The sequence below is a fragment of the Nocardioides sp. LHG3406-4 genome, from assembly GCF_049897745.1.
Lineage (GTDB): Bacteria > Actinomycetota > Actinomycetes > Propionibacteriales > Nocardioidaceae > Nocardioides.
This window is the reverse complement of sequence record NZ_JAFCWV010000001.1, coordinates 666,489-678,996: the sequence shown is the minus strand read 5'-3', so window position 1 is coordinate 678,996 and position 12,508 is coordinate 666,489. Positions and strand designations below refer to the sequence as shown.

Genomic DNA, 12,508 nt, shown 5'->3' with positions numbered 1-12,508 from the left:
GATGAACCCGTTGCGGAGCCTCAAGGTGCTCGGCATCGCCTTCCTGTGCCTGCTGCTGGGCGGGGTGTGGCTGACCTACGCGGTCTTCACGAAGAAGTTCACCGACTACGACGAGGTCTACCTCCAGACCTCGAAGATCGGTCTCCAGATGCCCACCCGCGCGGACGTCAAGATCCGCGGCGTCCAGGTCGGTGAGGTGCTGGCGTTCGACAGCAACGCCGACGGCGCCCGCCTCACCCTGGGCATCTACCCCGACCAGCGCGACACCATCCCGGCCAACGTCACCGGCTCGATCGTGCCGAAGACGCTGTTCGGCGAGAAGTACGTCTCCCTCATCGTTCCCGACCAGCCGGTCCGCCAGCCGATCGGCATCGACGAGACCATCCCGCGCACCCACGTGTCCACGGAGGTCGAGGAGGTCCTCTCCGACCTCTACCCGCTGCTGCGCACGGTCCAGCCGGCCGAGATCAACACGACGCTGAACGCGCTGGCGACCGCGCTCGAGGGCCGGGGCGACCAGCTCGGGGAGAGCCTCGAGACCGTCGACCTGTACCTGAAGCGGATGAACCCGCAGATCTTGCCGCTCGTCGAGGACCTCAGGCTGACCTCCCGGGTCTCCGACATCTACAGCGACGTCCTGCCGGAGGTTGCGACGATCCTGCGCGACACCATCAAGACCACCGGCACGCTCGAGGGCCGCGAGGACAAGCTGAACGCGCTCTTCAAGGACATCGGCGCCTTCTCCGACACGACCCGGACGTTCCTGGACGAGAACGGCGACAACATCATCCGGCTGGGGCAGGTCAGCGAGCAGCAGCTCACCGTCCTGGCGAAGTACGCCCCGGAGTACCCCTGCCTCCTCGACGGCATCGTCCGCGCCGGTGCGCTGCAGGCCCAGGCCTTCCGCAACTTCACACTGCACATCAACCTCGAGCTGCTGCCCAACCAGCCACGCGGCTACACCGCTGCGGACCGGCCGCGGTACGCCGACAAGAGTGGGCCCCACTGCGGGAGCCTGCCGGCTCCATCGTTCTCCCAGGCCAATCCCATGCGCTTCCAGCCCGACTTCGACGACGGCGTCGACGAGCCGACGGGCAAGGGCATCTCGCGGGTCGCGCCGGGCTACGGAACGACCTGGACCGGTGGCTACGGCTACGCCGGGAGCCCGGAGGAGTCGGCGGTGCTCAAGGAGCTCATGGGTCCGGCACTCGGCTCGGCCGCCTCCGACGTACCCGACATCGGCGTGCTCCTCCTCGGGCCGATGGCCCGCGGCGCGCAGGTCGGCCTCGCCGAAGGGAGCCCGTGATGAAGCTCCTCGACCGGCGCACCGCCGGCGACCTGACCAAGCTGCTGATCTTCATCCTGGTGACCACCGTCGCGACCGGGGTCCTGGTCGTGACGATCGGCAACGTGTCCTTCGGTGGCACCAAGGAGTACAAGGCCGAGTTCACCGAGGCGACGGGCGTCGTCAAGGGCGACGACGTCCGCATCGCCGGCGTGAAGGTCGGCGTGGTGAAGGACGTCGAGATCGTCGACCGGACGCGGGCCCTGGTGACCTTCGCCGTCGAGCCCGACACGGCGATCACCGGTGCCACCAACGCCGCGATCCGCTACCGCAACCTGGTCGGCCAGCGCTACATCTCCCTCCGCCAGGAGGTCGGCGGCACCGGCAGGCTCTCCCCGGGATCGACCATCCCGGTCTCCCGCACCTCGCCGGCGCTGGACCTGACCGTGCTGTTCAACGGCTTCAAGCCGTTGTTCCAGGCCCTGTCTCCCTCCGACCTGAACCAGCTGTCCTACGAGATCGTGCAGGTCTTCCAGGGAGAGGGCGGCACACTCGAGGGCCTGCTCCAGCACACCGCCTCGGTGACGTCGACCCTCGCCGACCGGGACGAGGTCATCTCCGCCCTCATCGACAACCTCAACCAGGTCCTCGACCACCTCGGTGACCGCGACGAGCAGCTCTCCCAGCTCATCGGCTCGTTCCGTCAGCTGGTGGGCGGCCTCAAGGACGACCGGCAGGCCATCCTCGGCTCGCTCGACGCGATCTCGGCGCTCTCGGTCGAGACCGCCGGCCTGGTGTCGGACATCCGCCCGCCCCTCGTCGAGGACATCAAGCAGCTGCGCGCCTTCGCCGGCAACCTCGACCGCAACAAGGGCGAGCTCGACCGGGCGCTGCAGGTGCTGCCGATCAAGCTCGAGAAGATCGGCCGCACCGCGACTTACGGCTCGTGGTTCAACTTCTACCTCTGCGAGTTCAAGGGCCGGATCAAGCTGCCCGCGGGCCAGCAGCTGCCCGTCGACTACAACACCGGATCGGACAGGTGCTCGTTGCGATGATCCCCTTCCGTGAGCGCAACCCGGTGATCGTGGGGGCGGCCAGCCTGGCCGTCATAGCCGCGCTGATCATGGCGGCCTTCCGCGCCGACGACCTCCCGGTCATCGGCGGCGGCGACACCTACTACGCCGCCTTCTCCGAGTCCGGAGGCCTCAAGCCCAACGACGAGGTGCGCATCGCCGGGGTCCGGGTCGGCAAGGTCAACAGCGTCGAGCTCGACGGGGACCACGTCCAGGTGACCTTCAAGGTCGACAGCGCCGCGGAGTTCGGCGCCGACACCCGTGCGTCCATCAAGGTGAAGACCCTCCTCGGCGCGATGTTCCTCGCCATCGAGCCGGCCGGCCCCGGGCAGCTGGAGGAGGAGTCCGAGATCCCCGTCGAGCGCACCACCTCGCCGTACGACGTGGTGGAGGCCTTCTCCGGACTGGCCGACACGGCGGAGGAGATCGACACCGACCAGCTCGCCGAGTCGCTCACCACGCTCGCCGACCTGACGCGCAACACCCCCGACGAGTTCAAGGCGGCGCTCGACGGCGTCTCTAGGCTCTCGAGCAACATCGCCGCCAAGGACACCCAGCTCAACAGCCTGCTCACCAACCTCGACCGGGTCGCGACGGTCCTCGACAAGCGCGACCAGGACATCGTCGGGCTGATGCACGACGCCGACGTGCTGTTCCGGGCGCTGGTCGCTCGGCGCGAGTCGGTGCACAACCTGCTGACCTCGACCTCGACGCTGTCGCGGGAGCTCACCGCGCTGGTCGAGCAGAGCCGGGCCGACCTCAAGCCCGCCCTCACCCACCTGGAGAGCGTCGTCGCGGTGCTGAACAAGAACGAGGACAACCTCGACAACAGCCTGCGGCTGATGGCGCCCTTCTACCGCGTCTTCGCGAACACGCTCGGCACTGGACCGTGGTTCGACACCTACATCCAGAACCTCCCTCCCGTTCCGCAGGTGGGCTGACATGGACGGTCTGAGGAAGCTCCTGGTGCCCGCGGTCATCGGCGCCCTGGTGGTCGCGGCCGCGCTGACGATGTTCGGCGGCGAGAAGCACAAGACCCTGGTGGCGCACTTCCCGCGGGTCATCTCGGTCTACGAGGGCAGCGACGTCCGCGTGCTCGGGGTCTCGGTCGGCACGGTCACCGAGGTCCGGCCCTCCGGCACCGACGTCGTCGTCACGATGGAGTACGACGCGGACACCAAGCTGTCCGCCGGCGCCAAGGCGGCCGTCATCTCGCCGAGCATCGTGGGTGACCGGTTCGTGCAGATCACCCCCGTCTACACCGGCGGCGAGGTGCTGGCCGACGGCGTCGAGCTCGACGTCGAGCACACCGCCGTCCCGCTGGAGCTCGACCAGATCTACAGCAGCATCGACAGCCTGACGGTCGCGCTCGGACCGACGGGGGCCAACCGCCAGGGTGCGCTGTCGGACCTCCTGGACACCACGGCCGAGAACTTCGGCGGTCAGGGGGAGGCGTTCAACACCACGATCGAGAACTTCGGCAAGCTGACGAAGACGCTCGACGACAACAAGGAGGAGCTGTTCGGCAGCACCGCGCAGCTCGGGGCCTTCATCAAGACCCTGGCCGACAACGACCAGACGGTCCGCGACTTCAACACCTCGATCGCCCAGGTGTCCGACATGCTCGCGGGGGAGCGCCAGGAGCTGAAGGCATCGCTGAAGAACCTCGCCGGCGCCCTCACCCAGGTGTCGTCGTTCGTGCAGGAGAACCGCGAGATCCTGGGCCGCAACATCAAGGGCCTCAACCGGGTGTCGAAGGTCCTCGTGAAGCAGCGCGACGCCCTCGACGAGGTGCTGCGCACCGCGCCCCTGGCGCTGAACAACCTGGCCCTGACCTACAACCCTCAGGCCGGCACTCTCGACACCCGGGCCAACATCGGCGAGCTGATCAACCAGATCTCCGCCGATCCCGCCACCTTGCTCTGCGGGCTCACCGGCCAGGCCGACAAGAGCGGCCGGGTGTGCGACCTGATCAAGGATGCGCTCCCCAGGTCGGCCGCGCTCGGCGGTGTGGCGACCCGTTCGCAGCCGCTGACCGACCCGACGCTCGGTGGCCTCGTGGAGGTGGAGCGATGACTCCGTCGAGGCTGGGTCGACCTGTCCGGGCGCTGCTGCTCCTGCTGGCCATGGTGCTCGCCACGTCGGCCTGCGACTTCGACGTCTACAAGCTGCCCCTGCCCGGCGGCCCCGACGTCGGCGACGACCCGCTGACGGTGACCGTGGAGTTCACCGACGTCCTCGACCTGGTGCCCCAGTCGACCGTCAAGGTCGACGACCTGAGCGTCGGCAAGGTCACCGACATCGAGCTCGACGGCTACGCCGCCAAGGTCACGCTCCAGGTACGCAACGACGTGAAGATCCCCGCCAACGCCACGGCCCAGATCCGGCAGACCAGCCTGCTGGGCGAGAAGTTCGTCAGCCTCGAGCCGCCCGCAGCCGGTGCGAGCTCGGCCCCGCTGGAGAGCGGCGACGTCATCCCGATCGAGCGCACCGGGCGCAACCCCGAGGTCGAGGAGGTGCTGGGTGCCCTGAGCCTGATCCTCAACGGCGGCGGCGTGGCCCAGCTCAAGACCATCACCTCCGAGCTGAACCTCGCCCTCGAGGGGCGCGAGGGGTCGGCCAGGTCCGTGCTCACCCAGATCCGCACCCTGGTCACCCAGCTCGACGACAACAAGGCCGACATCGTCGACGCGATCGAGAGCCTCAACCGGCTCGCGCTCTCGGTGCGCGAGGAACAGCCGACGATCGACGCAGCCCTCGACGAGCTGCCCTCGGCGCTCGACTCGATCGACAAGCAGCGTGCCGACCTCGTCAGGATGCTCGAGGCACTCGACGAGCTCAGCTCGGTCGGGGTGCAGGTGATCTCGCAGTCGAAGGCGTCGACGGTCAACTCCCTCGAGCAGCTCGCCCCGGTGCTGACGCAGTTCGCGGCGTCGGGCGACAACTTCGCCAACGCCTTCAACGTGTTCTTGACCTACCCCTTCGTCGACGAGGTCGTCGGCCGGGACCCGCAGGTCGCCCGCAACCTCCACATGGGCGACTACACCAACCTGTCCATCCAGCTCGACCTCGACCTCCTCCAGGTCGGCGACACCACCGACCTGCCCACCCTGCCCACCAACCTGCCGACGATCCTCGACCCGACGATCATCATCGACAACGTGCTGGCGTGCCTCCAGAGCGGGAGCCTCCTCAGCCCGGAGTGCCAGAAGGTGCTGAACAACCTGCGTGACCTCACCAAGCTGCGAGACGAGTGCCAGAAGCCGGAGAACCAGAACAAGGACGTCTGCAAGCAGCTCAACGCGATCCCCGGCCTGCCCTCCAACGGCCCGCTCCCGCCGCTTCCCACGCTCCCGATTCCGACCCTCGGTCTGCCGAGCCTGCCCGGCCTGCCGGGCCTGGGCCGGCCGCCGGCCGGGCCGCAGCGCCCACCGGGTGCCGGCCCCACGTTCGGTGAGCTGATGGCCACCTACGATCCCTCGCTGGTCCGGCTCCTCGTGCCGGCGATGGTGACGAGCCCCGGAAGGACGGCCAGCCGATGATCACGCGTCGTACCAAGCTCCAGCTGCTCGTCTTCGTCGTCATCACCCTGATGGGCGTCACCTTCGTGGGCGCTCGCTACGCTCGCCTCGACCGGGTGTTCTACGACGACACCTACACCGTCGTCGCGCACTTCGCCGACTCCGGCGGCGCCTTCGCGGGCGCCGAGGTGTCCTACCGCGGCGTGCGGGTCGGCCAGGTCTCGAAGATGGTGCTGACCGACGACGGCGTCGACATCCACCTCGCCGTCGACAAGGACTTCGACCGCATCCCCGCCGAGACCGAGGCGCTGGTGGGCAACCGGTCGGCGGTGGGGGAGCAGTACGTCGAGCTCCAGCCCACGGTCGACCACGGGCCGTTCCTGACCGACCGGTCCGAGATCGCCCAAGACGACACGGCGATCCCGATCGCCACCGACACGCTGCTGACCGACCTCACCAACACCGTCGAGAGCGTCGACAAGGAGTCGCTGCAGACGGTGGTGTCGGAGTTCGGCACCGCCTTCGGCGGCACCGGGCAGGACCTCCAGACGATCATCGACTCCGGCACCGCGTTCATCGACGAGGCCAACGACAACTTCGACATCACGACGGCGCTGATCCGCGACGCCAACACCGTGCTCAAGGGCCAGATCGCATCCGAGGGCCCGATCCGCGCGTTCGCCAAGGACCTGTCGCTCTTCAGCGGCGCCCTCGCCGGGTCGGACAAGGACCTCCGCGCGGTCATCGACAACGGCAGCGCCACCGCCAACCAGCTGCGCACGTTCCTCGAGGAGAACCGCGTCGACCTGGCAGAGCTGATCAACAACCTCGTCACCACCGGCGAGGTGGTCGTCAAGCACCTCGACGGTGTCGAGCAGCTGCTGGTCGTCTACCCGTACGTCGTGGAGGGCGGGTTCACCGTCGTGTCGCGCGACGCACACACGGGCAACTTCGACGCCCACTTCGGCATGGTCCTCACCGAGAACCCTCCGGTGTGCCACGCGGGCTACGAGAGCACCGACACCCGCCCGCCGCAGGACGGCGAGAACCGGTCGATGAACATGTCGGCGCACTGTGCCGAGCCGGCCGGCCAGTCCAACGCCCGAGGGGCGCAGAACGCCCCGCGCGCCGGGGCCGCCTACCGTGCGCCTGCAGTCGCGGCGTACGACCCGGAGACCGGGCAGGTGACGTGGGACGAGCGAAAGATCGCACGGCTGCAGTCCACCGGTAGCGTGGCGCCGCAGGCCTTCGGAGAGGAGTCGTGGAAGTGGTTGTTCCTCCAGCCCCTGCTGGCCCAGGACTGATGCCCCCCGCTTCCGACGACCGCCCCACCGCGACCACGTTCCGCCGGCTGCTGGCGGGTGTCCTCGCGGTGCTGCTCGTCGTCAGCGCAGCAATCCTCGTCTGGCTGCTCCTGCGCGGCGACGAGGACGACGTGCAGGCCGAGCGCGAGCAGGTGATGTCGACCGCGCAGCAGTTCGCGCTGCGGATCAACACCTACGGGCCCGACCTGCTCGACGACAAGGAGCAGATGCCCGAGTACCGCGACGGGGTCAGCGAGCTGCTGACCCCCAAGTTCGCCGCCGACTTCGACAAGAACGTCTCGATCGCCGAGCAGACCGTGGTGCAGGCCGGCATCGCGCGCAAGGGCGAGGTCTTCGCCACCGGCGTGGCCGACATCGACTCCGACTCGGCGCAGGCCCTGGTGGCCGGCCGCATCGACCAGTCGCTGGCCGAGGGCAAGAAGCGCGTCGACTCCGAGCCGGTGCCGTTCCGCTACGTCGTCGAGCTGGTGAAGATCGACGGCGAGTGGCTGGTCGACGACTGGGACACCGCCTCCCGTGCGCTGGAGTCCCCGCCCGAGTCGTTCCAGTCGATCGAGCCCTCGCCGGGGGCCACCCCATGAGCGCGAGCCCCAGCTGGTACGACGTGCTCGACGTCGATCCGACGGCCGACGCCGACGAGGTCCGGGCGGCCTGGAAGGCGGCCATCGCCGACCTCGAGCCCACGGACCGGCGCTTCCAGACGCTCAACCGGGCCGCCGAGGTGCTGCTCGACCCCACCCGCCGGGCGGCGTACGACGCCGAGCTCGCCGAGGCGGAGGAGCCGGACCTTGGTTTCGAGGCTCGGGCGCCAGAGCGCCCTCGCACCTCAACCGGCGGCCCGGAGGCGCCAGAGCGCCCTCGCACCTCAACCGGCGGCCCGGCGAGTGCCCACACCTCGACCGGCGTGTCGGGCTGGCTCCTCGTCGCGCTCGCGGCAGCGGTCCTGACCGTGGCCGGCGCGGCTGCGGCGCTCTTCCTCCTGCGTGGCGGCAGCGACTCCGAGGAGTCCGCGGCGGCGGCGCAGAAGGCGGCCGAGGAGGCGATCGTGCCGATCCTCTCCTACGACTACCGCCACCTCGACCAGGACCGCGCGGCCGCGCAGTCCTACCTGACCTCGAAGTACAAGCCGCTCTACGACAAGACGTTCTCCATCGTCGAGGAGAACGCCGGGTCAGTGCAGCCCGTGGTGGTCGCGAAGCTGGTCAGCAGCGGCCTGGCGCGCTCGGGCGACGACCGGGTCGAGGTGGTGCTGTTCGTGGACCAGGAGACGACCAACAAGGAGACGACCGAGCCCGTGGTCTACCAGAACTACGTGACGGTCACCATGCAGGACGTCGACGGGGAGTGGCTCGTCGACGAGCTCCAGACCCAGGGCTGAGCGGACGGCTCGCGCCGGTTTTGGGCGATGTGCTTGACCTGACCGCTTCCGCGGTTCATCATCGTCGGCAACGCGAGACCGACGGTCGAGCTGGTGGCGCTACGGCGCTCCCTGCTCCCGGCCGGGACCGGGGATTGTGGAGCGCGCACTGATGCGCTACGATTCCTCTTTGCGCCTGCTCTCAAATGCGCTTCACCCTGTCCGGAGGGGTGTCGTTGTGGTTGGTCGGCGCCATTCACCCTTCCAGCTTGTTCGAAGGACGACTCTTGGCCGCGCGCAGCTCCGCTGGTAACACCTTCACGACGAACCGCATGTCGTTCGCGAAGATCAAAGAATCTCTCGAAGTCCCCGCTCTCCTGGCTCTCCAGACCGACAGCTTCCACTGGCTGATCGGTGACGAGCAGTGGGAGGAGACCGTCGCCAGCCGTCAGGCGAACGGCGAGGACGTCTCGTCCAAGTCCGGTCTCCAGGAGATCTTCGAGGAGATCTCCCCCATCGAGGACTTCAACGACTCGATGTCGCTCTCCTTCGAGAACCCGGTCTTCGTGGACCCCAAGTACACCGAGGAGGAGTGCAAGGAGAAGGACTTCACCTTCTCCCGCCCCCTCTACGTCTCGGCCGAGTTCACCAACAACACCACCGGTGAGATCAAGGCCCAGACCGTCTTCATGGGCGAGTTCCCGATGATGACCCGCAAGGGCACCTTCATCATCAACGGCACCGAGCGTGTCGTCGTCTCGCAGCTGGTCCGGTCGCCCGGCTCCTACTTCGAGCGCAGCCCCGACAAGACCTCCGACAAGGACATCTACACCGCGAAGATGATCCCGTCGCGCGGTGCGTGGCTCGAGTTCGAGATCGACAAGCGCGACCTGGTCGGCGTACGCCTGGACCGGAAGCGCAAGCAGAACGTCACCGTGCTCCTCAAGGCGCTCCAGGCGCTGGCGAACGAAGAGGGCTACGAGGGCGACCCGTACGACTACGAGGCCACGATGGCCGAGCTGCGTCAGTACGAGTCGATCCAGCTGACCGAGGAGAAGGACAACACCCAGGGTCCCGACGACGCCCTCCTCGACATCTACCGCAAGCTGCGCCCGGGCGAGCCGCCCACGCGTGAGGCCGCGCTGACGCTGTTGAAGAACTACTACTTCAACCCCAAGCGCTACGACCTGGCCAAGGTCGGTCGCTACAAGATCAACAAGAAGCTCGGCGTCGCCGAGGCCTTCGACAAGCAGACGCTGACGATCAACGACATCGTCGCGGCCATCCGCTTCATCGTGCAGCTGCACGCCAGCGGCGCCCCCGCCGAGCCGGTCGACATGGTCGACCCGTCCGGCAAGGTCGTGATGGGTCCCGACGCGAAGCCGATCAAGGTCTCCGCCGACGACATCGACCACTTCGGCAACCGCCGCATGCGCACCGTGGGCGAGCTGATCCAGAACCAGCTCCGCACCGGTCTGGCGCGCATGGAGCGCGTGGTCCGCGAGCGGATGACGACCCAGGACGTCGAGGCCATCACGCCTCAGTCCCTGATCAACATCCGCCCGGTCGTCGCGGCGCTGAAGGAGTTCTTCGGCACCTCGCAGCTGAGCCAGTTCATGGACCAGACCAACCCGATCGCGGGCCTGACGCACAAGCGTCGGCTGAACGCCCTCGGCCCGGGTGGTCTCTCCCGCGACCGCGCCGGCATGGAGGTCCGTGACGTCCACCCGTCGCACTACGGCCGCATGTGCCCCATCGAGACCCCGGAAGGCCCGAACATCGGCCTGATCGGCTCGCTCGCCTCCTACGGACGGATCAACCCGTTCGGCTTCGTCGAGACGCCGTACCGCAAGGTCGTCAAGGGCAAGGTCACCGACGAGATCCACTACCTCACCGCCGACGACGAGGACCGCTACGTCATCGCGCAGGCGAACGCGCCGATCGACAAGAACGGCAAGTTCCTCGAGGAGCGCGTGCTGGTCCGCCAGAAGCGTGGTGAGGTCTCCGAGATCCTGGCCGGCGACGTCGACTACATGGACGTCTCGCCGCGGCAGATGGTCTCCGTGGCCACCGCGCTGATCCCGTTCCTCGAGCACGACGACGCCAACCGCGCGCTCATGGGCGCCAACATGCAGCGTCAGGCTGTGCCGCTGGTCGTCAGCGACTCGCCACTGGTCGGCACCGGCATGGAGTACCGCGCCGCCGTCGACGCCGGTGACGTGGTCGTCGCGGCCAAGGCGGGCGTGGTCAAGCAGGTGTCGGCCGACTTCATCGAGACGATGAACGACGACGGCACCTACGAGACCTACAAGCTGGCCAAGTTCAAGCGCTCCAACCAGGGCACCTGCATCAACCAGCGCCCCCTGGTCAAGGAGGGCGCACGCCTCGAGGTCGGTACGCCGATCGCCGACGGCCCGTGCACTGACAAGGCCGAGATCGCGCTGGGCACCAACCTGCTCGTCGCCTTCATGCCGTGGCAGGGCCACAACTACGAGGACGCCATCATCTTGAGCCAGCGCCTGGTTCAGGAGGACGTCCTCACCTCGATCCACATCGAGGAGCACGAGGTCGACGCCCGCGACACCAAGCTCGGCCCCGAGGAGATCACCCGGGACATCCCGAACGTCTCCGAGGAGGGCCTGGCCGACCTCGACGAGCGCGGCATCATCCGCATCGGCGCCGAGGTCACCACCGGTGACATCCTCGTCGGCAAGGTCACGCCCAAGGGCGAGACCGAGCTCACCCCCGAGGAGCGGCTGCTCCGCGCGATCTTCGGCGAGAAGGCCCGCGAGGTCCGCGACACGTCGATGAAGGTCCCGCACGGTGAGTCCGGCACGGTCATCGGCGTCCGCGTCTTCGACCGCGAGGACGGCGACGAGCTGCCCCCGGGTGTCAACCAGCTGGTGCGCGTCTACGTCGCGCAGAAGCGGAAGATCTCGGTGGGCGACAAGCTCGCCGGCCGCCACGGCAACAAGGGCGTCATCGCGAAGATCCTGCCGATCGAGGACATGCCGTTCATGGAGGACGGCACCCCGGTCGACGTCGTGCTCAACCCGCTGGGTGTGCCGCGACGGATGAACATCGGCCAGATCCTCGAGCTGCACCTGGGCTGGCTGGCCAAGCAGGGCTGGGACCTCAACCTGCACGACGACCAGGGCTCGGCCGAGTGGAAGGACCGCCTGATCTCGATCCACGCAGACAAGGCGGCGCCCGGCACCAAGCTGGCCACCCCGGTCTTCGACGGTGCCCGCGAGGACGAGATCACCGGCCTGCTCGGCGCGACGTACCCCACTCGAGACGGCGTCCGGATGATCGACGCGACCGGAAAGGCCGACCTGTTCGACGGCCGCTCCGGCGAGCCGTTCCCGGACCCGGTGTCGGTCGGCTACATGTACATCCTCAAGCTGCACCACCTGGTGGACGACAAGATCCACGCCCGCAGCACCGGCCCGTACTCCATGATCACCCAGCAGCCGCTCGGCGGTAAGGCCCAGTTCGGTGGCCAGCGCTTCGGTGAGATGGAGGTCTGGGCGATGGAGGCGTACGGCGCCGCCTACGCGCTCCAGGAGCTGCTGACGATCAAGTCCGACGACGTCCCCGGCCGCGTGAAGGTCTACGAGGCCATCGTCAAGGGCGAGAACATCCCCGACTCCGGCATCCCCGAGTCGTTCAAGGTTCTCGTCAAGGAGATGCAGTCGCTCTGCCTCAACGTGGAGGTCCTGTCCCAGGACGGCACCGCCATCGAGATGAAGGACGCCGAGGAAGACGTCTTCCGGGCGGCCGAGGAGCTCGGCATCGACCTGTCGCGTCGCGAGCCCAGCAGCGTCGAAGAAGTCTGAGTGTCTCCCCGCCGGGCGGTGGTTTCGAGAGGTTGCCGGCGCAACCCCTCAACCAGCGCCCGGCCGGGAACCCAGTCGCTAACCACTGACTCAAACAGCAACCAAAGG

The 12,508-nt window shown here is 68.1% G+C and carries 9 protein-coding genes; all 9 read left to right on the top strand.

Annotation, left to right across the window (positions count from 1 at the left end):
• Window position 1 precedes the first annotated feature (1 nt).
• The 9 genes from ACP7BP_RS03280 to rpoB all read left to right on the top strand — a co-directional run bounded on the left by ACP7BP_RS03280 (window position 2) and on the right by rpoB (window position 12,400).
• On the top strand, window positions 2-1,306 hold the full coding sequence (locus tag ACP7BP_RS03280; protein ID WP_426242453.1) for an MCE family protein: 1,305 nt from the start codon (window positions 2-4) through the stop codon (window positions 1,304-1,306).
• Window positions 1,306-2,340: an MCE family protein gene (locus ACP7BP_RS03275; protein WP_426242451.1), complete on the top strand. Its 1,035-nt coding sequence runs from the start codon at window positions 1,306-1,308 to the stop codon at window positions 2,338-2,340. Before ACP7BP_RS03280 ends, ACP7BP_RS03275 begins: the two co-directional genes overlap by 1 nt.
• Window positions 2,337-3,299 carry an MCE family protein gene (locus ACP7BP_RS03270; protein ID WP_426242449.1) on the top strand — a complete coding sequence of 321 codons (963 nt, stop codon included), beginning with the start codon at window positions 2,337-2,339 and terminating at the stop codon, window positions 3,297-3,299. Before ACP7BP_RS03275 ends, ACP7BP_RS03270 begins: the two co-directional genes overlap by 4 nt.
• A gap of 1 nt (window position 3,300) precedes the next feature.
• Window positions 3,301-4,434, top strand: a complete 1,134-nt coding sequence (locus tag ACP7BP_RS03265; protein ID WP_426242447.1) for an MCE family protein — start codon at window positions 3,301-3,303, stop codon at window positions 4,432-4,434.
• Window positions 4,431-5,900, top strand: coding sequence for an MCE family protein (locus tag ACP7BP_RS03260; RefSeq protein WP_426242445.1), 1,470 nt, complete (start codon window positions 4,431-4,433; stop codon window positions 5,898-5,900). Before ACP7BP_RS03265 ends, ACP7BP_RS03260 begins: the two co-directional genes overlap by 4 nt.
• The gene (locus tag ACP7BP_RS03255; RefSeq protein ID WP_426242443.1) at window positions 5,897-7,183 is read left to right on the top strand and encodes an MCE family protein; all 1,287 of its coding nucleotides are present in this window, start codon (window positions 5,897-5,899) and stop codon (window positions 7,181-7,183) included. Before ACP7BP_RS03260 ends, ACP7BP_RS03255 begins: the two co-directional genes overlap by 4 nt.
• Window positions 7,183-7,785 carry a hypothetical protein gene (locus tag ACP7BP_RS03250; RefSeq protein ID WP_426242441.1) on the top strand — a complete coding sequence of 201 codons (603 nt, stop codon included), beginning with the start codon at window positions 7,183-7,185 and terminating at the stop codon, window positions 7,783-7,785. Before ACP7BP_RS03255 ends, ACP7BP_RS03250 begins: the two co-directional genes overlap by 1 nt.
• The gene (locus ACP7BP_RS03245) at window positions 7,782-8,582 is read left to right on the top strand and encodes a J domain-containing protein (protein ID WP_426242439.1); all 801 of its coding nucleotides are present in this window, start codon (window positions 7,782-7,784) and stop codon (window positions 8,580-8,582) included. The genes ACP7BP_RS03250 and ACP7BP_RS03245 overlap by 4 nt, the downstream gene beginning before the upstream one ends.
• A gap of 311 nt (window positions 8,583-8,893) precedes the next feature.
• A complete protein-coding gene (rpoB, locus tag ACP7BP_RS03240; RefSeq protein ID WP_426242437.1) occupies window positions 8,894-12,400 on the top strand; it encodes a DNA-directed RNA polymerase subunit beta in 3,507 nt (1,168 codons plus the stop codon).
• Window positions 12,401-12,508: the final 108 nt, after the last annotated feature.